The 20,795-nt window shown below is 71.6% G+C and carries 19 protein-coding genes; 7 read left to right on the top strand and 12 right to left on the bottom strand.

What is annotated here, in order from left to right:
• The first annotated feature begins 2 nt into the window (after positions 1 to 2).
• The 3 genes from MFF06_RS01100 (at position 3) to MFF06_RS01090 (ending at position 4,698) form a co-directional block, all read left to right on the top strand.
• On the top strand, positions 3 to 1,406 hold the full coding sequence (locus MFF06_RS01100) for a dihydrolipoyl dehydrogenase (RefSeq protein WP_238201149.1): 1,404 nt from the start codon (positions 3 to 5) through the stop codon (positions 1,404 to 1,406).
• A gap of 98 nt (positions 1,407 to 1,504) precedes the next feature.
• A complete protein-coding gene (locus MFF06_RS01095; RefSeq protein ID WP_238201148.1) occupies positions 1,505 to 4,132 on the top strand; it encodes a histidine kinase dimerization/phosphoacceptor domain -containing protein in 2,628 nt (875 codons plus the stop codon).
• 2 nt (positions 4,133 to 4,134) lie between these two features.
• The gene (locus tag MFF06_RS01090) at positions 4,135 to 4,698 is read left to right on the top strand and encodes a biliverdin-producing heme oxygenase (RefSeq protein WP_238201147.1); all 564 of its coding nucleotides are present in this window, start codon (positions 4,135 to 4,137) and stop codon (positions 4,696 to 4,698) included.
• Positions 4,699 to 4,707: 9 nt separating this feature from the next.
• Here the strand turns inward: MFF06_RS01090 and gmk are convergent, their stop codons facing one another.
• The 4 genes from gmk to mutM form a co-directional block, all read right to left on the bottom strand.
• Positions 4,708 to 5,358, bottom strand: coding sequence for a guanylate kinase (gene gmk, locus MFF06_RS01085; RefSeq protein WP_238201282.1), 651 nt, complete (start codon positions 5,356 to 5,358; stop codon positions 4,708 to 4,710).
• Positions 5,359 to 5,431: 73 nt separating this feature from the next.
• Positions 5,432 to 6,307, bottom strand: coding sequence for a YicC/YloC family endoribonuclease (locus MFF06_RS01080; RefSeq protein ID WP_238201146.1), 876 nt, complete (start codon positions 6,305 to 6,307; stop codon positions 5,432 to 5,434).
• A gap of 70 nt (positions 6,308 to 6,377) precedes the next feature.
• Positions 6,378 to 7,778: an endolytic transglycosylase MltG gene (mltG, locus tag MFF06_RS01075; protein WP_238201145.1), complete on the bottom strand. Its 1,401-nt coding sequence runs from the start codon at positions 7,776 to 7,778 to the stop codon at positions 6,378 to 6,380.
• An 87-nt stretch (positions 7,779 to 7,865) separates the two neighbouring features.
• Positions 7,866 to 8,810, bottom strand: a complete 945-nt coding sequence (gene mutM / locus MFF06_RS01070; protein WP_238201144.1) for a bifunctional DNA-formamidopyrimidine glycosylase/DNA-(apurinic or apyrimidinic site) lyase — start codon at positions 8,808 to 8,810, stop codon at positions 7,866 to 7,868.
• A 155-nt stretch (positions 8,811 to 8,965) separates the two neighbouring features.
• On the opposite strand from mutM, the gene MFF06_RS01065 reads away from it, so the two are divergent.
• Both MFF06_RS01065 and MFF06_RS01060 read left to right on the top strand, forming a co-directional pair.
• Positions 8,966 to 9,199, top strand: a complete 234-nt coding sequence (locus MFF06_RS01065) for a DUF1902 domain-containing protein (RefSeq protein WP_238201143.1) — start codon at positions 8,966 to 8,968, stop codon at positions 9,197 to 9,199.
• Positions 9,154 to 9,396 (top strand): type II toxin-antitoxin system HicA family toxin, encoded by a 243-nt coding sequence (locus tag MFF06_RS01060; protein ID WP_373323081.1) that lies wholly within the window; start codon positions 9,154 to 9,156, stop codon positions 9,394 to 9,396. The genes MFF06_RS01065 and MFF06_RS01060 overlap by 46 nt, the downstream gene beginning before the upstream one ends.
• Positions 9,397 to 9,401: 5 nt before the next feature.
• Here the strand turns inward: MFF06_RS01060 and MFF06_RS01055 are convergent, their stop codons facing one another.
• The 3 genes from MFF06_RS01055 to MFF06_RS01045 all read right to left on the bottom strand — a co-directional run bounded on the left by MFF06_RS01055 (position 9,402) and on the right by MFF06_RS01045 (position 12,010).
• Positions 9,402 to 10,088 carry a Smr/MutS family protein gene (locus MFF06_RS01055; protein ID WP_238201142.1) on the bottom strand — a complete coding sequence of 229 codons (687 nt, stop codon included), beginning with the start codon at positions 10,086 to 10,088 and terminating at the stop codon, positions 9,402 to 9,404.
• Positions 10,085 to 11,182, bottom strand: a complete 1,098-nt coding sequence (gene mltA, locus MFF06_RS01050; RefSeq protein ID WP_238201280.1) for a murein transglycosylase A — start codon at positions 11,180 to 11,182, stop codon at positions 10,085 to 10,087. Before mltA ends, MFF06_RS01055 begins: the two co-directional genes overlap by 4 nt.
• 117 nt (positions 11,183 to 11,299) lie before the next feature.
• Positions 11,300 to 12,010 (bottom strand): Tim44/TimA family putative adaptor protein, encoded by a 711-nt coding sequence (locus tag MFF06_RS01045; protein WP_238201141.1) that lies wholly within the window; start codon positions 12,008 to 12,010, stop codon positions 11,300 to 11,302.
• A gap of 312 nt (positions 12,011 to 12,322) precedes the next feature.
• On the opposite strand from MFF06_RS01045, the gene secB reads away from it, so the two are divergent.
• Together secB and MFF06_RS01035 are read left to right on the top strand one after the other, a co-directional pair.
• Positions 12,323 to 12,817, top strand: a complete 495-nt coding sequence (gene secB / locus MFF06_RS01040) for a protein-export chaperone SecB (RefSeq protein ID WP_238201140.1) — start codon at positions 12,323 to 12,325, stop codon at positions 12,815 to 12,817.
• A 108-nt stretch (positions 12,818 to 12,925) separates the two neighbouring features.
• A complete protein-coding gene (locus MFF06_RS01035) occupies positions 12,926 to 14,161 on the top strand; it encodes an MFS transporter (RefSeq protein WP_238201139.1) in 1,236 nt (411 codons plus the stop codon).
• Positions 14,162 to 14,227: 66 nt separating this feature from the next.
• Here the strand turns inward: MFF06_RS01035 and MFF06_RS01030 are convergent, their stop codons facing one another.
• The 5 genes from MFF06_RS01030 to MFF06_RS01010 all read right to left on the bottom strand — a co-directional run bounded on the left by MFF06_RS01030 (position 14,228) and on the right by MFF06_RS01010 (position 20,694).
• On the bottom strand, positions 14,228 to 15,103 hold the full coding sequence (locus tag MFF06_RS01030) for an RNA polymerase factor sigma-32 (protein WP_238201138.1): 876 nt from the start codon (positions 15,101 to 15,103) through the stop codon (positions 14,228 to 14,230).
• 387 nt (positions 15,104 to 15,490) lie between these two features.
• Complete coding sequence (locus tag MFF06_RS01025; protein WP_238201137.1) at positions 15,491 to 16,093, bottom strand: CarD family transcriptional regulator; 603 nt, start codon at positions 16,091 to 16,093, stop codon at positions 15,491 to 15,493.
• A gap of 465 nt (positions 16,094 to 16,558) precedes the next feature.
• A complete protein-coding gene (fdxA, locus tag MFF06_RS01020; RefSeq protein WP_238201136.1) occupies positions 16,559 to 16,897 on the bottom strand; it encodes a ferredoxin FdxA in 339 nt (112 codons plus the stop codon).
• 176 nt (positions 16,898 to 17,073) lie between these two features.
• Positions 17,074 to 17,349, bottom strand: a complete 276-nt coding sequence (locus MFF06_RS01015) for an RNA-binding S4 domain-containing protein (RefSeq protein ID WP_238201135.1) — start codon at positions 17,347 to 17,349, stop codon at positions 17,074 to 17,076.
• Positions 17,350 to 17,364: 15 nt separating this feature from the next.
• Positions 17,365 to 20,694, bottom strand: a complete 3,330-nt coding sequence (locus MFF06_RS01010) for a helicase-related protein (RefSeq protein WP_370876542.1) — start codon at positions 20,692 to 20,694, stop codon at positions 17,365 to 17,367.
• Positions 20,695 to 20,795 lie beyond the last annotated feature (101 nt).

Genomic DNA, 20,795 nt, shown 5'->3' with positions numbered 1-20,795 from the left:
GGATGCGGGACGAGACGTGCGACGTGGCGGTGATCGGCGCCGGAACCGCCGGCCTCGCCGCCTATCGGGCTGCCACCGAGGAGGGCGCCCGCGCCGTGCTGATCGAGCGCGGCCCGGGGGGGACGACCTGCGCCCGGGTCGGCTGCATGCCCTCCAAGTTGCTCATCGCCGCCGCCGAGGCGGCCCACCGCGCCCGCGAGGCCGACCTCTTCGGCATCCGGATCGGCTCCGTCTCCGTCGATGGCCCGGCGGTCCTCGAGCGGGTCCGGGCCGAGCGTGACCGCTTCGTCGGCAAGGTGCTGGAAGGCGTCGACCGGTTTCCCGAGGGAGACAGGCTCTCCGGCACGGCGCGCTTCCTCGATTCCCACTCCCTCGCCATCGGCGACGCGGTGCGGCTCCGCTTCCGCGCGGCGGTCGTCGCCACGGGCTCCAGTCCCGCCGTCCCGGAACCGCTGCGCGGCCTCGGTGACCGGCTTCTCACCACCGACACGCTGTTCGAGATCCCGGACTTGCCCCGCTCCCTCGCCGTCCTCGGCCTCGGTGCCGTGGGCATCGAGATCGCGCAGGCGATGGCCCGTCTCGGGGTCAAGGTCACGGCCATCGATTCGGGCCGGACCATCGCCGGCCTGACGGAGCCGGACCTTCTGGAACGGGCGGTCGCCATCTTTGGCGGGGAGTTCGCCCTCCTGCAGGACACCCGCGTCGAGGCCACCCGCCGGGAGGGGGAGGGGGTTCGCCTGTCCTTCACGGGGAAGGACGGCGCCGGAAGCAGCCTGGAGGTGGAGCGTGTCCTCTCGGCGGCGGGCCGCCCGCCCAACGTCGGCGGCCTCGGTCTGGAGACGACCGGCGTGGCGCTGGACGGGGACGGGATGCCGGAGTTCGATTCGCGCAGCCTCGTCTGCCGGGGCGGGCCGATCCTCATCGCGGGCGATGCGGATGGCTGGCGGCCGGTGCTCCACGAGGCCAGCCGGCAGGGCGGGATCGCCGGGCGCAACGCCGCCGCACTCGCCGCCGGGCGAAGCACGGAGGCGCCCGAGCCGTGGCCCGCGCTGGCGATGGTGTTCACCCATCCGCAGGCCGCCGCCATCGGCGCCCCCTTCGAGACCGGGGCCGGGGACCGAATCGTCGCGGGGGCGGATTTCGGCAACCAGGGCCGCGCCCGCGCGGAGGGGGTGAACCGGGGCGGGATTCGCCTCTGGGCTGCGCCAAATGGCCGCCTGCTCGGGGCTGAGATGCTCGGCCCGGCGGTCGAGCACCTGGCGCACATCGTCTCTGGGGCGCTGCGAGACGGCCTGACCGCCGCTGCCTTGCTCGACCGCCCCTACTATCACCCCACTATCGAAGAGGGTTTATCCTCTGTATTGTCAGAAATCGTACAAAAGATTACGGATGAGTCGCGCCTCTAGAAGTTTCGTGAACGGGCGGCGCGCCAGGTCCAGCCTGCCAGCATTGCACTTCGCATCCGGCACCGGCATACGTCCCTGATGACCCGGTCTCGTAACTGATGCCGCCGAGCGAGCCCCGTGAGGAGCCCCGCATCGGGGGCAACGACCTTGATTCCCTCGCCCCCGACGAGCTCGGCCGCCTCGATGTTGGGGTGATCGGCCTCGACGAGGCGGGAAGCGTCGTCGCGTTCAGCGAAGGGGCGAGCGAGCTCCTCAAGCTGTCCCGCGAGGCAGTGATCGGCCGCGACTACTTCCGCGACGTGATGCCGGGGGCGAACGTGCCCACCTTCCGGGGCCGCTTCCTCGCGGGCGCGCGCCGGGGCCAGCTCGACGAGCGGTTCGAATACGTCTTCGGCCGTCTGCCCCACCCCCTGCGGGCGGAGGTGCGGATGCGCCACGGGCGGTTCGACGGCGCCCCGGTCACCTGGCTCCAGATCGACGCGCTGGAGAGCGTCGGCTTCGACACCTCCCGCGAGGCCGTGGTCTCGGCGATCGGGCAGCGCGTGCGGGCCGAGCCGGTCGATCCGAGCCTGTGCGAGCGCGAGCCGATCCACATTCCGGGCTCGATCCAGCCGAACGCCCTGCTCCTCGTGGCGGATGCGGCGTCGTTCCTCGTCAACGCCTTCTCCCACAACATCGGGGAGATCTACCGGACCGCCGAGCCGCCGCTCCTCGGCCGCTCCCTCACGGAGCTTCTGCCGGCCGCCTTCGTGGATCTCCTCCGGGCGCGACTCGCCATCGGCGCCCTCGACGACGGAGGTTCCGCCCGCACCCGGCTGACCTTCCCCGGCGCGCCGGAGGCGGCCTACCTCGCCGTCGCCCATGCCCATGCCGGGCGGATCCTCATCGAGTTCGAGCGGGAGCCGGACCGGGCGGAGGATTTCCGCTCCGCAAGCCAGATGGACACCGAACTCGCCGTGGCGCGGCTGCGCGCGGCGGGGACACTTACGGACACGGCACGGGTCGCCGCCCTAGAGATCCGCGCGCTCACCGGATTCGAGGCCGTGCTGGTCTACCGGTTCGATGCCGATTGGAACGGCGAGGCGGTGGCGGAGGACAAGGTCCCCGATTGGTCGCGCAGCCTGCTCGGCCTGCGCTTTCCCGCCTCGGACATCCCCTCCCAGGCCCGCGCCCTCTACACCAAGGCCAAGAGCCGCTTCGTGATCGACCGCGACAGCGTGCCCGTGCCGCTCGCCGGGGCGCCGGGGGGCGGCAACACGCCCATCGACCTCACCTTCGCCCAGCACCGCACCCTGTCGCCGATCCATCTGGAGTACCAGCGCAACCTCGGCGTCAACGGCTCCATGTCGATCTCGATCATGGTCGACGACAAGCTCTGGGGCCTGATGATCGGCCACCACCGCCGCCCGCACTACGTGCCGCCGGAGACCCGCGCGGCGGCCACCGTGCTCACCGACGCCTTCGCCATGCGCGTGCAGGAGATCGAGTCGCGGCGGCTCTGGGTCGAGCGCCAGGCCCATCTCGATGTCGAGGGGCGCCTCGTCCGCAGCCTGACCCGCTCCGACGATTTCGTCGCGGCGCTGACCGCGGGCGGCACGAACCTCCTGCAACTCTTCGACGCCACCGGGGCGGGCATCGTTTCCAACGACCGCGCCACCCTCATCGGCCAGTCGCCGGGGGCGAAGGCGGTGCGCGCCCTCGCGACGTGGCTGCGCGAAACCCTGCCCTCCGGTGAGACGAGCTACGCCACCAGCAACCTCGCCTCGGCCTATCCCGACGCGGCGGTCTTCAAGGAGGTCGCCAGCGGCCTGCTCGCGGCCTTCGTGGACGAGAGCCGCGAGACGCTGCTGCTATGGTTCCGGCCCGAGATGCCGAGCACGGTGACCTGGGGCGGCGACCCGCGCAAGCCCGTGCTCGCGGGCTCCGGCTCGGTGGCGGTACTGCCCCGCCGCTCCTTCGAGCGGTGGGTGGAGGAGCGTACCGGCTTCGCCGCGCCCTGGGCGGAGTGGCAGGTGAACCTGTCCCTCTCCCTCGCGGAGGCGGTGGAGGGCGTGGTCCTGCGACAGCGCCGCAAGATCGACGAGTTGACCGGCCTCCTCGCGGAGAAGGAGCGTCTGCTCGCGCAGAAGGATCTGCTCACCCGAGAGATAGACCACCGGGTGAAGAATTCCCTCCAGATCGTCTCGGCCTTCCTGCAGATGCAGCGGCGCCAGATCGCGGACCCCCTCGCCCGGCAGGCCTTCGCCGAGACCTCGGCGCGGGTGATGAGCGTCGCCCGGGTGCACGACAGCCTGTATCAGGCGGACCGGGTGGACGAGGTCGATCTCGGCCAGACCATCGAGAGCCTGTGCAAGGACCTCGCGGGTCTCGCGGGCGAGGGCCATTCGGTGGATCTCACCGTCGAGCGCGGGATGATGGTGCCCTACCGCAAGGCGGTGGCGCTGTCCCTCATCGCCACGGAACTCGTGACCAACGCCTTCAAGTACGCCACCACCGCCACCGGCGGCGGCCGGGTCGAGGTCACGGTCTCGGCGGCGGATGCCGGCGGCGTCCAGCTCAAGGTCTGCGACGACGGGAAGGGCCTCCCCGACGATTGGGCCGAGCCGAAGGGCAGCGCCCAGGGGTCCGGCCTCGGCATGAAGCTGATCCGCGCCATGCTCGACCAGATCAACGCGCGCCTCGACGTCGTGAACAGCCCCGGCGCCTGCTTCACCATCACCGCGTGAGAATGACCGACGGGCCTCTCCATCTGCTCCTGAGGCAGGCGACGGCTCCCGCCCATGTGGCCCTGGAGCACGAGCTCGATTGGGCGCCGCGTGTGGCCACCCTGGAGGGCTACCGCAGCCTCCTCGCCCGCCTCTACGGGTTCCATCGCAGCTGGGAGCCCGCCATCGGCGCCGCCCTGTCCGACGGCGCGTTCTTCGATGCCCGGCGCCGGGTGGCGGCCCTCGCCCGGGACCTCGCCTTCCTCGGTCTCCCGCCGGAGCGGATCGACGGATTGCCCACGGCGCCCGCTCCGGCGCTCCCCGGCCCGGCGGCGGCCATGGGCGCGCTCTATGTGCTGGAAGGCTCGACTCTCGGCGGCAAGGTCATCGGCCGGCACGTGGCGGCGACCCACGGGTTCGCGGAGGACGGCTTGGCCTACTACACCGCCCACGGCCCGCGGACCGGGGCGATGTGGGGCGCCTTCCGGAGCCGCCTCGACACCTACGGCGGCGAGGCCGGCACAGTCGTCGCAGCGGCGAACGGGACCTTCGACGCGATGCGGCGGTGGCTCGCCGTGGCGGCGTGAGGCGGCCCGCTAACCCCGCTCCCCTTCGGCGAGCAGACCTTCCACGAAGGCGGCGAGGCCGGTGCGGCGGGTGCGCTTCAGCCGCTCGGCGGCCAGGATATTCTTGAGGGCGGTGAAGGCGCTGTCGAGGTCGTCGTTGACGATGACGTAGTCGTACTCGCTCCAACGCTGGATCTCGGTGCGGGCGTTGGACAGCCGCCGCTCGATGGTCTCGGCCGAGTCCTCGGCGCGGCGTTCCAGGCGGTGGCGCAGCTCGGCCATGCTGGGCGGCAGGATGAACACGCTCACCACGTCACCGGCGAGCTTCCCGCGGACCTGCCGGGTGCCCTGGTAGTCGATGTCGAAGATCATGTCCCGGCCGGCGCCCAGGACCTTTTCCACCGGACGCCGGGGCGTGCCGTAGCAATTGCCGTGGACCTCGGCGGATTCGAGCAGGTCGTCCCGGGCGCGCAGGTCCTCGAAGGTTTCGCGCTCGATGAAATGGTAGTGCCGCCCGTCGATCTCCGAGGGTCGGCGTGCCCGGGTCGTGACCGAGATCGACAGTTCGAGCGCCCAGCTCGGATCCCCGGCGATGGCACGCGTCAGGGTCGTCTTCCCGGCGCCGGAGGGCGAGGACAGGATGAGGATCAGTCCCCGCCGTGCGATGGTTGTCTCGTCGATCACGGATTACCCGAGCTTTCTCTGATGGTGTGGGGCGCCGGAAATCGGAAAGTGCTCGCGTCGCCCACGCGACTCACTCGATATTCTGCACCTGTTCGCGAAACTGCTCGACCACGGACTTCAGCTCAAGGCCGATCCGGGACAGGCCGACATCCCCGGCCTTGGCGCAGAGGGTGTTCGCCTCGCGGCCGAGTTCCTGGGCCAGGAAGTCCAGGCGGCGGCCGATGGTGCCGCCCGCCGCCAGCAACTCGCGGACGGAGGCGACATGCGCGTGCAGCCGGTCCAGCTCCTCGCGGACATCGGCCTTGGCGGCGAGCAGGACGGCTTCCTGATGCAGCCGCTCCGGGTCCAGCCCGGTGCCGGACAGGGCCTCGACGCTGGCGGCCAGACGGGCGCGGACGGCCTCGATCCGCCGGGCGGGCTCGTCCTCCGCCGCCGCCGTCAGGGCGGCGATGCGGTCGATCTGGCCCGAGACGACCTCGGCGAGCTGGCGGCCCTCGGTGTGGCGCGCCTCCACGAGGTCCGCGACCAGCTGCGCGACGCCCGCCGTCAGGTCGCGGGCCAGGGCGCCGTCGTCGGCCGCCTCGTCGTCGGAGACGATCACACCCCGGATGCCGAGCAGCCCATCCATCGTCGCCGGGGCGATGCCCTCCGGCCGGGGGACACGCGCCACCGCCTCGGCCAGGCTCGCGAGAAGCCCCTCATCGATCCGGATGTTCGGGGCGCCTTCGCCCCGGGTCAGGTTGAGGGAGAGCTGGCACTGGCCGCGCGCCAGGGTCCGCTGCAGGGCCGTGCGGGCCGTCTCGCCGACCGCCTCGTGGCCGTTCGGCACCCGGACCCGCACGTCGAGCCCCCGGCCGTTGACGCTGCGGACCTCCCAAGCCCATTGCGTCCGGCCCGTGGCGCCGGCGGCGCGGGCGAAACCCGTCATGCTCGCGATCTGGGCCATGGATACCGCCACCCTCCGAGAGGAGGGCGGCTGTAGCACGGATCGTCGCGGAGAAAAGAGGGGGAGGCCCCTACCGCTGCCGCGTCTTGAGCGCCGGGGGTTCGGCCAGGACCGGGACGTTCTTCGGCGAGCCGAGGTCGTAGGTCTTGTTCTTGAGGGGATCGAGCTTGGTGCCCTCGGAGGCGTCGAAGGCGCGCGAGCGCCCCTCGGGCGAGGCGGGGTCGAGGAGGGCGGCGTTGGTGCCCCCCGGCACGGGGCCCGTCGGGCGGGCGGCCGAGTCGGCGTTGGGATCGGCCTTGTCCACCGCGTCCGGCGGGGACTGGCGACTCTTCTCCACGGCGCGCCAGCGGGCGACGTTGCGCTGGTGCGCGTCGAGGGTCTCGGCGAAGGCATGGCCGCCGGTGCCGTCGGCCACGAAGTAGAGGTCGCGGGTGCGGGACGGGTTGGCCGCCGCCTCCAGCGCCGCCTTGCCGGGATTGGCGATCGGCCCCGGCGGCAGTCCCTCGATGGTGTAGGTGTTGTAGGGCGTAGGCCGGTCGATCTCCGAGCGGAGGATGCCGCGCCCGAGGGTGCCCCGGCCGCCCACGAGGCCGTAGACGATGGTCGGGTCCGATTGCAGGCGCATCCGCTTGTTGAGGCGGTTGACGAACACGGCGGCGACGCGGGGCCGCTCGTCCGCCCGGCCCGTCTCCTTCTCGACGATCGAGGCCAGCGTCACGAGTTCCGCCGGGGTCTTCACCGGGATGTCGGCGCTGCGGCGCTGCCAGATCTGGTTCAGCACCTCCTTCTGCTTCGCCTTCATCAGGTTGACGATCATCTGGCGGGTGGCGCCCCGCTCGAACTTGTAGGTGTCCGGCAGGAGCGAGCCTTCGGGCGGGGTCTCGCTGATGTCGCCCGCGAGCACGTCGTTGTCGTTGAGGCGGGCGACGATCTGCTCCGAGGTCAGACCCTCGGGGAAGGTGATGGAGTGCTGGATCTGCCGTCCCGTGGCGAGGGTGTCGAGGGTGTCGGCGATGCTCGCATGGGCCTTGAAGAGGTACTCCCCCGCCCGCAGCGGCGGCCGCCCGCCGAAGCGCGCGGCGAACTCGAACAGCCCGGTATGCTGGATGACGCCTTCCTTCGCGAGGGTCTCGGCGATCTCGACGGTGCCGCTGTGGCTCGGGATGACGACGACCTTGTCCGCGGGAAGCGGGCCGGGCTCCTGTACGTTCCGCTGGTAGATCGTCAGGGTCACCATGCCCGCCAGGGCGGCGGCCACCGCCAGCGTCAGGAGGCCGCTGAACAGGCCGATCATACCGCCGCGCTCACGCTCCGGCCGGTCCGGCGGGGGCGGGGCAGCGATGGGCTTGATCGCCTCGCTCGGGGAGCGGGGCGAAAGGCGCTGGGGCAGGGCCTGCCCGTCGAGCGCGTCGTCGTGCTCGGCCGCCTCCTGTCCCGGGCCGGGCTTCGTCTTGGAACGGCGAAAGAACATCGGGATCCTCGGCGGTCCGGCCGATCCCCCCTCACGGATGGGTCCGGGCCGGCCGCCCGCAACGGGTTATCGCTTCAGCCCGCAACCCTAACCGCTTTTGTGGCGAAATTGCCGTCCGGCCGCACCGGCGGACGCGGCTTGGCGGCTCTCCGGCTGGCAGGATGCACAGAAGAAGGTGGAGCGGCCCGCCTGGACCACGCGCGCGATCTGTCCCCCGCAGCCGGCGCGGGTGCAGGCCAGGCCGACCCGGTCGTACACCCGGAAGGCGTTCTGGAAGGCCCCCGTGCTGCCGTCGGTGTGGGCATAGTCGCGCAGGGTCGAGCCGCCGGCCCGGACGGCCTCGTTCAGGACGGCCACCACCGCCTTGGCCAGGGCGTTGGCGGCGGCAGTGGGGCGGCCGTCGGGCCGGGCGAGGCTACCCGCCGGGGCCTCGGGGTGGAGGCGCGCCCGGTGCAGGGCCTCGCAGACATAGATGTTGCCGAGCCCTGCGATCAGGCGCTGATCGAGGAGCGCGGCCTTCAGCGGCGTGATCTTGCCCCGGAAGAGGTCTGCGATCACGGCGCCCGTCAGCCCGTCGAGGGGCTCCACGCCCATCCGCGCGAAGTGGCGGCTCTCGGCCAGGGTCTCGCTCGGCACGAGGTCCATGAAGCCGAAGCGGCGGGTGTCGTTGTAGGTGATCGTCGCGCCGGTGCTCATCGCCATCACGACGTGGTCGTGCTTCGGCACGCCCTGGCTGCCCTCCAGGTAGAAGTCCCCCGGCGAGAGGTTGCGCCCGTCCGGCAGTGCGACGTCGAACCGGCCGCTCATGCCGAGATGCATGATCAGCGTCTCGCCGGAATCGAGGGCGGCGGTGAGGTACTTCGCCCTGCGGGCCAGGGCCGTCACCGCGCGCCCTTCGAGCCGGGCGGCGAAGCGCGGCGGGAAGGGGAAGCGCAGGTCCGGGCGGCGGAGGGTGACGCGGCTGAAGCGGGCGCCGACCATCGCGGGCTCAAGGCCCCGGCGAACGGTCTCGACCTCGGGCAATTCGGGCATCGGTGTCGGGCGGGGTCAGGGAAGGGGGCGCGGGCCGGCGCGGGAGCCCCGATATCGGCGGCTTCGCCGCTTTCCGCAATGCGGGCTGTGGGCGCGGGCGAGATGCTTGCCGCCGTGCCGCAATCATCATACGTCAGCCCATCGATGGTGCGTCGATGTCCTTCACGGTCAAGGTCAGTCACGATCAGGAGGCCGGTGTCTGGTTCGTGCACGAATCCGACATCCCGGGGCTCCATGCCGAGGCGGCAACCCTCGATGACCTGATCGCCGTCATCGAAGATGTGACGCCTGATCTCGTCGGGGCTCCGGAGTCGTCCGCGGGCGATGCGGCCGGAATACCCGTCTGCATCCAGCATATCGCCCTGGCCAAGCGGGCCCGCGCCGCCTGAATGGGGGCAATCTCTACCCAGATCTGATCCGGCTGCTTTGTAGCGCAGGGTGCACCTTCGTGCGCGCGGCGAAGGGTTCCCACGAGATTTGGTTCAGTCCGATCACCGGGCGCCGGTTCACAGTCCCCCGCAACACAGTCATGGTTCATACGGCAAACGGCATCCTCAGGGACGCCGGCCTGCCCGAGGCCTTCTGAGCGCCCTACCGCCGCCGCAGCCGCACATACAGCGCGCCGCCCCCGCCGTGATGGCGGGCGGCCTCCTCGAAGCCGTGGACGATGGCCCGCAGGTCCGGCCCACGCAGCCAGTGGGGCACGCTCCGGCGCAGCACCCCGCGCTCGCCGAACGGGTCCGCGTAGCCCTCGCCCCCCTTGCCGGTGACGACGAGGACGTAGCTGTGCCCGGCGGCCCGGGCCTGGAGCAGGAAGCCCGTCAGGGCGGCATGGGCCTGCGACTGTACCATCCCGTGGAGGTCGAGGCGGGCCTCGATGGCGCGGCGTCCCCGGCGGAGGGCGACGCGGGCCTGCCGCTCCAGTCCCTCCGTCGGGAGGGGCTGTTGCCGTGGTGCCTGATAGGGCAGGGCGGTGGCCGTGCGCGGTGGAGGCGGGGCGAAGGTCGGCGGTGGCCGCTTCGCCGCCTTGCCGGGCTTGTCCTTGCCCGACTTGTCGGCGGGCGTGCTCGGACGGGACGGGCGCGATTGGGGGAAGGCAGGCGTCGCGAAGGCGGGCGTCGCGGGCCGCGGGCCGGCGGCCGCAGCCGGGACGGGGGCATCGTCGTCCGCCGCCTCCGGCAGGGAGCGACCGCGCAGGGGTGTAACGCGCTTGGCGACCTCGCGCCACAGGCGCGCCTCCCCCGAAGAAAGGGGGCGTGTGCGTCGCGGCGTTCTCACGGCGCCCTCCGGGGGCGGGGCAGCAGAACGGTGAAGCCCGTCGCGTCGCGGAGGTTGCCCGCCGCGATCCCCGCCTCGGCTCCGGTGCCGAGGAAGAGGTCCCCCCGGGCCGGGCCGACGATGGCCGAGCCCGTGTCGGCGGCGAGGGTGAGCCGGCTCCGTCCGTCCTGGGGCTCCAGCCAGAAGGGCAGGCCGTACCGCCACAGGGTGGCATCCACGGCGAGGCCGATGCCGGGAGGCAGCGGCGCATTGGCGGCGCCGGGCGGCCCGAGGCCGGGATCCTCCACGGGGGCGAGGCGGAAGAAGACGTACGACGCGTTGCGCCGGATGAGGGCCTTGGCCTCCGCCGGATGGTCCCGCAGCCATCCGGTCCACTTCGCCAAAGTCAGTCCGTCGAGGGGCAGGTGCCCCGCCTCGACCATCAGCTTCGCCACGGCCGTGTAGGGGCGGCCGTTCTTGCCGTCGAAGAGAACGCGGACCACCCGCCCGTCCGGCAGGCGGACCCGGCCCGACCCCTGGACCTGCAGGACCAGAAGGTCGATCCCGTCACGCAGCCACAGGATCGGCCGGGCCTTCGCGCCGAGGGCGCCGTCCTCGATCGCCGCCCGATCGGGATAGGGCTCGAAGCCCGCAGCCGTGGCGCGGGCGGCCCGCAGGGTGGGATCGAGGCCGGGGCGGGTCTCGCCGGGGCCGAGGCTCACGAGGTCGTCCGGCCGGGCGAGCACCGCCGCCGTGAAGCCTTCGCCCGGTTCCAGGGAGCCCGCGAGTTCCGGCTCGAAATAGCCCGTGAGGAATCCGGGGCGCCCGTCGGTGCGCCGGATGCGGAAGGGCTCGAACCGCTCGCGGAAGAAGGCGGCCGCGCCCTCGGGCGGCACGCGGGCGGCCTCATCGCAGGCGGCGGCGAGATCCTGCGGGTCGCCCGCCACGGAGGCGGCCTGCGGGAGGGCGGGCGGAGGGGCCGTGCAGAGCGTGCGGAAGGCCGCGAGCACCTTGGCCGCATCCGGCCCGGGGAAACCAGCCAACTCGGCGGGCGACACCGGCTCCAGGCGGGCGCCGCCGACCTCGCCGGGCGCGGCCGCCGCCCCCGCCATCATCAGGAGCAGCGCGGCGAGGACAGGGGCAGAAGCGAGGGCGGCCCGCACCGGGACGGCCGGACCCTCTCCGGATGGAACGCGCTGCGCTCGCACGGCTGTGGCGTCGGCTTCGAGGGGTCAGGCGCCGGCTTCGGTGGCGACGAGCTGCCAGTTGGGGTCGCGGGAGCCCAGGGTCCGGGCGAAGGTCCATACGTCGGGCACCTCCACAACGGTCTCGGCGCTGCCGTCCACCACCTTGCCCTCGGCGTTGCGGGTGGCGGTGATGAGGTTCGAGAGGAACCGCACCGTGACCTGCGCCACCCGGTTCCGGACATCGACAGCGACGATCTCGGCCCGGTCGATCGAGACGAAGGTGGTGTCCAGGGTCTGCCGGTTCCGCTCGCGCTCCGCGATGGCCCGCTCGAAGGCTTCGCCCACCTCCTTCGAGAGGAGGCTGCGCAGGGTCTTCCGGTCGCCCTTGGCGAAGGCGATCATGATCGCCTCGTAGGCGACCTTGGACCCCTCGATGAAGGCCTTCGGATCGAAGGCCGGCTCGATCTGGACCACGGCCTCCAGGCCGCGGGCCACCTCCGAGCCGGGCTCGGCGATGCCCCGCCAGTCGCGGGGGGCGGCGGGCGCCGAGGGCTGCGACACCCGGTCGACGCCGGGCAGCCGCACGACGTTGTCGCGCTCGGCGCGGCCCTGCGGCTCCGTGCGGCTGCGCTCCACCGGCTTGAAGGGAGAGCGCTCCGTGCCGGTCTTCTGCCCCAGCACCGAACGCAGACGCCAGATCACGAACACGGCCAGAGCCAGGAAGATGATCGTGGTAATATCGAAGCCGTCCTGCATCACCGATCCGATTGCGGCCGCTCGCGCGTCTCAACGCCCCGCGCGACTAGGCCATGTCGCTTGCATCTAAGCGACCAGTCTTATCCGACCAACGCGCCCGGATCGAGCCGGTTGTTGATCGACGCGCGGAGGTGCCGCGACGAAGGCGCGCGATGCAGGGGCGGACGGCCCCTTTTCCGGGCGCCGCGGCCCTTCGCTTGTCGCGCCCGAGCGGGCGTGTTAGCGGCGCCGACGCCCGCGGGATGCCGAATCCCGCCGGGCGATGATCGTTTCGCCGTCCATGCCGGACGCTTGATCGAGAAGGATGACCCGATGGCCGATTCCCCGGCAGCCAACGGCAACGGCGGCGCGCAGCAAGCCGCCCCGACCATCAACGCCCTCGCCCAGTACGTGAAGGACCTCTCCTTCGAGAACCCGAACGCGCCGCGCTCCCTCCAGCCGAAGGAGGGCCAGGGTCCGCAGATCAACATCCAGGTCAACGTCAACGCCTCGCAGCTCGCCGAGACGGACTTTGAGGTGGAGCTGACCCTCGAGGGCGACGCCAAGATGGACGGCGAGGTGCTCTTCGCCTTCGACGTGAAGTATGCCGGCATCTTCCGGATGCTCAACATCCCGGACGACCAGATGCACCCGGCGGTGATGATCGAGTGCCCGCGCCTGCTCTTCCCCTTCGCCCGGCAGATCGTGGCCGAGGCCGTGCGCAACGGCGGCTTCCCGCCCCTGTACATCGACCCGATCGATTTCGTCGGCCTCTACCGGCAGAAGATGATGGAGCAGCAGGGCGCCCCCGGCCCCCTCGCTTCCTGAGTCGGCGGGGGCGCTCGCGCCCCCGGTCATGACGGCGCGGGGGCGTCGCAAGCTTGACGGTTGGCGCGGGGCGGCCCAGTGCGGGCCGTCCAACGATAACCGGATCGCATGAGCCCCACCGCCCACCTCGCACTGATCAACCTGTTCATCGGCGACATCCAGGGAGGGCTCGGCCCCTTCCTGGGGACGTGGCTCGCCGAGACCGGCGAGTGGAGCCCCGCGCGGGTCGGCCTCGTCATCACCCTCGTCGGGTTCGCGACCCTGTTCCTGAGTGGGCCCGCCGGCGCCCTGGTGGACCGCGTCGCGCGGCCGCGTCTCCTCATCGGGATGGCCTGCACGGCGATCCTCGCGGGGACGCTCCTGCTCCTTCCGGCCCGCAGCTTCTTCGCCGTCTTCACCGCGCAGTTCCTGGCGGCGGCCGGTGGCACGCTGCTCCTGCCCGCCGTGGCGGCCCTGACCCTCGGCATCGTCGGCAAGGACCGCTTCCCCAAGCAGCAGGGGCGCAACCAAGCCTTCAACCACGTCGGCATCCTGCTGGCGGCCGGCGCGATCAGCGTCGGCACGATGTTCGGCCCGGCGCTTCCCTTCTACATCCTCGGCGGCATGGCCGTCGCCGCCATCGTCGCGACGGTCTCGACCCCCGGCGACGCCTGGAGCCGTCGGAGGGCGGTGGGCTGGGACGAAGAGGGCGACGACGAGCCCGAGCGGAGCGGTATCCGGCAGGTGCTCGGCAACCGCCGTCTCCTCGTCCTCACCGTGGCGCTCGCCCTGTTCAACCTCGGCAATGGCGGGATGCTGACGCTGCTCGGCCAGAAGCTCGTGGCGACGGCGGGGGACGCCACGACCTGGACCGCGCGCTACGTCATGGTGGCGCAATTGGTGATGGTGCCCGTCGCCCTGTTCGCGGGCTCGCTCGCCGACAGGCGGGGCCGCCGCCTGCTCCTGATGGTGGCCTTCGCCGTGCTGCCGGTGCGCGCGGCCATGTCGGGGTTGATCGACGATCCCTGGTGGCTGATCGGCGCCGAAGTCCTCGACGGCGTGGCCTCGGGGATCGTCGGCGTGGCCGTGCCCGTCGTGGTCGCGGACCTCACGTGGGGGTCGGGGAGAACCCAGACCGCCCTCGGCAGCGCCTTCGCCGTCCAGGGGATCGGCGGTGCCCTGTCGGGCTGGTACGGCGGCCTCGCCTATTCGTGGTTCGGCTGGACTCCGGCCTTCTTCGCCCTGGGCCTCCCGGGCCTTGTCGCGCTGGGCCTCGTGATCTGGCTCGATGCGACGCCCGAATCCGGACGCCGGAGCCGCCGCCGGGAGCGTCTCGCCGAGGCCAAGAAGGCCAAGGCGGCCTGAAAGCAAGCACCGGTTACGCGGGGGATCCAGGGGGCGAGGCCACTGGGATCCTCCCACGGTCGTCCGTCAGCCCACGTAGGGGCTGCCGGTCTCGGCGGGGAAGCGGTCGGCCAGGGCGCGACGGAGCTTCTCCAGGGCGCGGTTCTCGATCTGCCGCACGCGCTCCTTCGAGATCCCGAGCCGCTGGCCCAAGGCTTCGAGGGTCGCTTGATCCTCGGCGAGGCGGCGCTCCCGAAGGATGCGCAACTCGCGCTCGGAGAGGACACCCAGCGCCTGCTGCAACCAGCCGAGACGGCGCTCGCCGTCCACGGCCGCCCCGACGGTCTCATCGGGCAGGGCGGCGCCATCCACGAGGAAGTCCATCCGCTCGGAGGCGGTGTCGCCGTCCTCGCCGATCGGGGCGTTGAGGGACATGTCGGGGCCAGAGAGGCGGGCATCCATCAGGGCGACGTCGTCGCGGGAGACGCCGATGGCGGTGGCGATGCGGCGGTGGATCTCGTCGCCGACATGCTCTTCCGTGGATTGCATCAGCCGTGCGCGGAGCCGGCGCAGATTGAAGAACAGGGCCTTCTGGGCGGAGGACGTGCCACCGCGGACGATGGACCAGTTGCGGAGGATGTAGTCCTGGATCGAGGCCCGGATCCACCAGGTGGCGTAGGTGGAGAAGCGAACTTCCCGCTCCGGCTCGAACCGGGCCGCCGCCTCCATGAGGCCGACATGGCCTTCCTGGACAAGATCGGCCATCGGCAGGCCGTAGTGACGGAAACGTCCGGCCAGGGCGATGACGAGGCGCATGTGGGCCGAGATCAGGCGATGCAGGGCGCGCTCATCGCGCCGGTCCTTCCACCGAACCGCGAGGTCCCGCTCCTCGTCGCGGGCGAGGAAGGGCGCCTCCATCGCGGTCCGGATAAATTGTCGACGAATGCCTGCGATCTCGGCCATCCCGCCTGCCTCTCTCGAACGAGTGCTTGTGCGGCACCGGTCCCATGGCCGGCGCGCGAGGCATCGAGAAGGGACGACGCCAAGCCTCCGACAACGGAAGCGCGAACACGAAGGTTCCGCCGCTCCGATGCGGAAAAACGCGCCGTCAGGCAGGTTTTTTCATCAACTTTTTGAAAGATGGGTCGCGAAAGCGCGCCGTCCAGTCTTTCTCGGTCTGTCCAGGGGGAAAAATGACGCGCCGTCATTTTTCCCCGCGGCCGACGTGATCGCTGACATCGTCGGTCAGCACTTGGTCGCGACGCTTGCGAGCCCACGACAAGCCCCGCGCACGAAAAAGCCCGGCCTTGCGGGCCGGGCTGATGGATCGCTTGGGAAGGGAAGCCGCCCTCAGGCGGCCTCCTCCTGTATGTCGTCCCCGTCCGTCTCGCCTTCGCCCTCGGCTTCCGCCTCGGCTTCGGCCTTGGCGCGGCGCGGCGACTTGGCGAGGCTCTGCTCGATGAGCTTGAGGGCCTCGGTCTCGGTGATGCGGTTGACCGAGGAGATTTCGCGCACGATCCGGTCCAGGGCCGCCTCGTAGAGCTGACGCTCGCTGTAGGACTGCTCCGGCTGGGCCTCCGAGCGGAACAGGTCGCGGACCACCTCGGTCACAGCGAGCAGGTCGCCCGAGTTGATCTTCGCCTCGTATTCCTGGGCGCGGCGGGACCACATGGTGCGCTTGACGCGGGCGCGGCCGGTCAGCACGTCGAGGGCCTTCTTCACCACCTCCGGCTCGGCGAGCTTGCGCATGCCGACGGAATTGGCCTTCGCGGTGGGGACCCGCAGGACCATCTTGTCCTTCTCGAACGAGACGACGAACAGCTCAAGTTTGTAGCCCGCGATCTCCTGTTCCTCGATCGCGGTGATGCGACCCACGCCGTGGGCCGGGTACACGACGGCCTCGCCGGTCTTGAAGCCTTGCCGGACTGCGGTCGTCTTCTTGGCTGTGGTCATGCGTGAAGGGCCTCCACTGACGCGCGGGACAGAGCCGCCCGCGCGAACCGCTGTTCCCGGGCGACGGACCCGGGTAGGATCGCCGGAGCGCGGTGGCCGCCCGGATGGGCGGCTCCGTCGGACGGCGAAGCCGGGCACGCGACTGAGCCCTCCGCCGGGGTGAAGCCCGGCGGCCGAACACATGCAACCCACGGATGGGAAATGCGTTTCGGCGCGGAGTGAGCACGTCTGACGCGAGCGACGGCAGGCAGATTGTGTACCACAATCCGCGCCGGAATCAAAGCATCCTCGTGCCGACGCACGGGTGCCGCCCCGCTTCGCGCCTCGGTTTTACACCGGCGCGCAGGGAGACCTAGGGGTCGAATGCGGGGCTGATCTTCCCTTCACGCAGGTCTCGGGCGGGATGAAACCCGTAAAAGCGTCGGCCGGCCGCAGGGGCGACGGCGGGCGACGCCCCGGGGTCGATCAGTCTCCCGAGCCGGCGTTCGGCGAGAAGTGAGCCTCCAGCTTGCCGGAGACGCCGTCCCATTCCTTCGCGTCGGCGGGGGCGTCCTTCTTCTGGGTGATGTTCGGCCAGCTCTTGGCGTAGTCCGCGTTGAGCTTGAGCCACGTCTCCAGGCTCGACTCCGTGTCGGGCTTGATCGCCTCGGCGGGGCACTCGGGCTCGCAGACGCCGCAATCGATGCACTCGTCCGGGTGGATGACGAGCATGTTCTCACCCTCGTAGAAGCAGTCCACCGGACAGACTTCCACGCAGTCCATGTACTTGCACTTGATGCAGTTCTCGGTGACGACGTAGGTCATCGGCTGTCTTCGTCCTCAGGGCCCGCTCGACCGGACGGGGCCGGTTCGGCCCACGCATCCGGGGGGCTGCGCCGCTGCGCAGGCGTTCTGCGAAGGGCTCTAGACGCTGCCTTCCGCACTGACAAGCGTGACGGTGCCGCGCCCGGGGGAGAGCGCCGCCCTGTGGCGCCGTCTCATCACTCTGCCCCCTCGGACAACGCGGCGTAGAGCGATTTGGCTTCCTCCGCCGGTCCCCGGCGCGTGCCGAGGTCCACGACGCGGATCGCCATGGTGGCGTACGGGGCGGAGACCGTGACCACGTCGCCGAGGGCCAAGCCCTTGGCGGCGTTGTCCGTCCGGGTGCCGTTCACACGGACATGGCCGTCCGTCACCAAGCGGGCGGCCAGGGTCCGCGTCTTGGCGAAGCGCGCGAACCATAGCCACTTGTCCAGGCGCTGGCGCCCATCGCGCATCGCGCCTCCCGCCGGTCAGCGCTTGCCGCCGTCGCCCGATTCGAGCTTCGCCTTGAGTGCCGCCAGCTTGGCGAAGGGCGAATCCGGATCCGGCGCGCGTTCCCGGCGGGGCGGCCGCTGGTCCGGGCGGGGCCCGGCGTTGCGCGGCTCGTTGCGGGAATCCGGCCTGCGATCCGGCCGGAACTCCTGGCGCCGGCCCTCGCGGTCCGGCCGCCCGCCGCCTTCGGGGCGATCCCGGCGGCGGTCCGCGTCGCGATGGCCGTCGCGCCCCTGGCGCGGTCCGGCCTCTCCCTCGGCCCGGCGCGGCTGCTCGCCGCCCGGCTGACCCGCCTGCGCGCCGTCCCGGCGGCCACCGCCCCGGGGACGGTTGGTCGGGCGGGCATTTGCCGGACGCTGGTAGCGCTGGAGGCGCCACACCTCGACCTGGGGAACCTCGGTGGCCGCAGCGCTCTCCGGCCCCGGTTCAGCGGCGCCATCGGCGGCCTCGGCCTCACCCTCGGCACTGCCGGGGGCGGCTTCCGCCGTCGCCGCAGCGTCCTCGGTCGCCGCGGGGGCGGCCGGCGCATCGGCCTCCTCGGCGACGGCGGGCTCCGGTTTGGCCGGCGCCGCCTCTGCGACGGGCGCCTCCGCTTCGGAGGTCGCCTCCGGGGCGGCCTCGGCCGGGACCGGCTCGGCCTGCACGTCGGCCTGGGCCTGTGCGTCGGCCTGGGACTGCGTGTCGGCCTGGGACTGCGTGTCCTCCGCCGCCGTCGCGCCCTGATTCACCGCAGACCCGGCCTCGGACGGCGCCTCGGTCGCGGGGGTCTCCGACGATGCGGCACCCTCGCCTCCGGCCTCGCCCTCACCCTCGGCGGGGGGGCGGGCTTGGGCCGGCGCAGCGGGGGTCGTGGCGGCGGCGGGCAGGAGCGGCACGGTGATGGCGGGGCCGGGGCGGCTCTCGTTGACGTAGCCGAGCGACTTCAGGATCGAGGCGAAGTCCTCGCCCGAACAGCCGACGAGGGAGGTCATGCCCACCGTCGCGACGAAGCCCTCGCCGTCGGCGGTGCCGTCCGGCGGCGCGCCCGGCGTGGTGCCGGGGCGGTAGGCGATGGCCGGACGAATCAGGTCGGCCAAGCGCTCCAGGATATCGACCCGCACCGCCCGCTCGCCGCACACGCGGAACCCGGCTGCCCGGTAGAGGCCCTTGGCGATCTCCTTGTCGACCTTGATCGAGGTGCGACCCGATCCGGCGAGGTGGGCGATCTCGTCGAGGCCGCGCTGGTCGAGGCCGCCGTTGCGCAGGGCCCAGAGCTGGGCGGCCAGCGTCCGCGGCGCCGGCTTCAGCAGGGCCGGCAGGAAGATGTGGTAGGCGCCGAACCGGATGCCGTGCCTGCGCAGGGCGGCGCGGCCGTCCTGATCGAGGGTGCGCATCTCATGGGAGACCTTGGCGCGCTCCAGCACGCCCAGCGCCTCGACCACTTGGTAGCCGATGCCCTTGGCGAGGCCGGTAAGGTCGGCGGCGGTCTCGATCTCCATGAGCGGGCCGAGGAGGCGCGCCACCTGGGCCTTCAACCACGCGTCGAGGCGCGCCTGCACCTTCTCCCGCGCCGCCGTCTCCAGGCTGTCGTCGGAGAGGACGCGGATCTGCGGGGCGAACAGCTTGTCGCCGGGCACGAGGCGGCCCACCGGGGCGCCGGTCCAGCGGATCGTGCCGTCGTGCGACAGGACGAGCGTCGAATCGGCCGTGGCCGAGAAGCGCTCCGCCCTGGCCTCGAACTCGCTCGAGAGCGCCTTGTCGGCGGCGCTGCGCAGCGTCTTGGCCTCGTGGCCTTCGGCGCTCGCATCGGGCACGAACAGGAACCCGTTCAACTGGCCGACATGCTGACCCTCGACGGTGACATCCCCGTCGGGGGTAATTTGGGCTTCGAGCATCGTGTTCTCTCGTAGGCGCCGCATCAGGACGCTGGTGCGCCGGTCGACGAAGCGGCTCGCGAGGCGTTCGTGAAGGGCGTCCGACAGTCTGTCCTCTACCCGACGCGTTTCGCCCTGCCAATGTTCGGGATCGCGAAGCCAGTCCGGCCGGTTCGCAACGAAGGTCCAGGTCCGCCCCTGCGCGATGCGCCGGGAGAGGGTGTCGATGTCGCCGTCCGTGCGGTCGATCATCGCGACGTGCTCGGCGAACCACTGGTCGGGGATACGGCCCGCCATCCCCTTCATCAAGAAGCGGTAGAGCTGCGCCACGAGATCCGCGTGAACCTGGGGATGGACCTTCCGGTAATCGGGCAGGCCGCAGGTGTCCCACAGGCGCCGCACCGCCGAGGGGGTGCGGGCCATGTCCCGGATGTCCTCCTCCTTCATGAGGATTTCCAGCGCCTGCTGGTCCTCGCCCATCGGCGCGCGGGTGAGGCCCGCCTCGTGCGGGTGCTCGTCCAGGCTCGCCTGGAGGGCGTCGAGGCTCGTGAAGGACAAATCCGGGTTGCGCCACTGGAGGATCCGCAGGGGATCGAAGTCGTGGTGCTCCAGCCGCTCCACCAGTTCCGCCTCGAAGGGCTGGCAGCGGCCCGTGGAGCCGAAGGTGCCGTCGGACAGGTGCCGCCCGGCGCGCCCCGCGATCTGGCCCATCTCCGAGGGCGTCAGCCGCCGGAAGCGGGTGCCGTCGTATTTCCAGTTGGCGGCGAAGGCGACGTGATCCACGTCGAGGTTCAGCCCCATCCCCACGGCGTCGGTGGCCACGAGGTAGTCCACGTCGCCGCTTTGGTAGAGCTCCACCTGGCTGTTGCGGGTGCGGGGCGAGAGGGCGCCGAGCACCACCGCCGCGCCGCCGCGCTGGCGGCGGATCAACTCGGCGATGGCGTAGACCTCCTCCGCCGAGAAGGCGACGATGGCCGTGCGGCGGGGCAGGCGCGAGAGCTTCTTCTCCCCGGCGAAGGTCAGTTTCGACAGGCGCGGCCGGGTGGTGGTGTAGACGTTGGGGATGAGGCTCTGCACCAGCGGCAGGACGGTGGAGGAGCCGATGAGCAGCGTCTCCTCCCGGCCGCGCACGTAGAGCAGCCTGTCGGTGAAGACGTGGCCCCGGTCCATGTCGGCGCCAAGCTGGATCTCGTCGATGGCCACGAAGGCGACGTCGAGGTCCCGGGGCATCGCCTCGATGGTGCAGATCCAGTAGCGCGGCCGGTCCGGCTTTATTTTTTCCTCGCCCGTCACGAGCGCGACCTTTTCCGGGCCGACCTTGGCGACGACGCGCAGGTAGACCTCCCGCGCGAGCAGCCGCAGGGGCAGCCCGATCATCCCGGTCGGATGCGCCAGCATCCGCTCGATGGCGAGGTGCGTCTTGCCGGTGTTGGTGGGCCCGAGCACCGCCGTCACGCCGCGGGCGCGGGCGTCACGGTGCAGGGAGCGCTGGGCGGGGCGGAGGAGGGAGTCGATGATCGGGGGTCCTTCGGTCGTGCGACCGTCGGGGAAGGGCC

The sequence above is a fragment of the Methylobacterium aerolatum genome (assembly GCF_022179085.1).
In the GTDB taxonomy this organism is placed as follows: Bacteria; Pseudomonadota; Alphaproteobacteria; order Rhizobiales; family Beijerinckiaceae; genus Methylobacterium; species Methylobacterium aerolatum.
This window is presented reverse-complemented; position numbering and strand designations above follow the sequence as displayed.

What these genes read in the sequence shown, in the direction of transcription:
- MFF06_RS01015 (WP_238201135.1), bottom strand. Translation starts at nt 17,349, where the DNA reads ATGCGCGATGGGCGCCAGCGCCTGGACAAGTGGCTATGGTTCGCGCGC.
- MFF06_RS01080 (WP_238201146.1), bottom strand. Translation starts at nt 6,307, where the DNA reads ATGGCCCAGATCGCGAGCATGACGGGTTTCGCCCGCGCCGCCGGCGCC.
- MFF06_RS01035 (WP_238201139.1), top strand. Translation starts at nt 12,926, where the DNA reads ATGAGCCCCACCGCCCACCTCGCACTGATCAACCTGTTCATCGGCGAC.
- mltA (WP_238201280.1), bottom strand. Translation starts at nt 11,182, where the DNA reads ATGATGGCGGGGGCGGCGGCCGCGCCCGGCGAGGTCGGCGGCGCCCGC.
- mutM (WP_238201144.1), bottom strand. Translation starts at nt 8,810, where the DNA reads ATGCCCGAATTGCCCGAGGTCGAGACCGTTCGCCGGGGCCTTGAGCCC.
- MFF06_RS01100 (WP_238201149.1), top strand. Translation starts at nt 3, where the DNA reads ATGCGGGACGAGACGTGCGACGTGGCGGTGATCGGCGCCGGAACCGCC.
- secB (WP_238201140.1), top strand. Translation starts at nt 12,323, where the DNA reads ATGGCCGATTCCCCGGCAGCCAACGGCAACGGCGGCGCGCAGCAAGCC.
- MFF06_RS01065 (WP_238201143.1), top strand. Translation starts at nt 8,966, where the DNA reads ATGTCCTTCACGGTCAAGGTCAGTCACGATCAGGAGGCCGGTGTCTGG.
- MFF06_RS01030 (WP_238201138.1), bottom strand. Translation starts at nt 15,103, where the DNA reads ATGGCCGAGATCGCAGGCATTCGTCGACAATTTATCCGGACCGCGATG.
- fdxA (WP_238201136.1), bottom strand. Translation starts at nt 16,897, where the DNA reads ATGACCTACGTCGTCACCGAGAACTGCATCAAGTGCAAGTACATGGAC.
- MFF06_RS01025 (WP_238201137.1), bottom strand. Translation starts at nt 16,093, where the DNA reads ATGACCACAGCCAAGAAGACGACCGCAGTCCGGCAAGGCTTCAAGACC.
- MFF06_RS01095 (WP_238201148.1), top strand. Translation starts at nt 1,505, where the DNA reads ATGCCGCCGAGCGAGCCCCGTGAGGAGCCCCGCATCGGGGGCAACGAC.
- MFF06_RS01090 (WP_238201147.1), top strand. Translation starts at nt 4,135, where the DNA reads ATGACCGACGGGCCTCTCCATCTGCTCCTGAGGCAGGCGACGGCTCCC.
- MFF06_RS01045 (WP_238201141.1), bottom strand. Translation starts at nt 12,010, where the DNA reads ATGCAGGACGGCTTCGATATTACCACGATCATCTTCCTGGCTCTGGCC.
- mltG (WP_238201145.1), bottom strand. Translation starts at nt 7,778, where the DNA reads ATGTTCTTTCGCCGTTCCAAGACGAAGCCCGGCCCGGGACAGGAGGCG.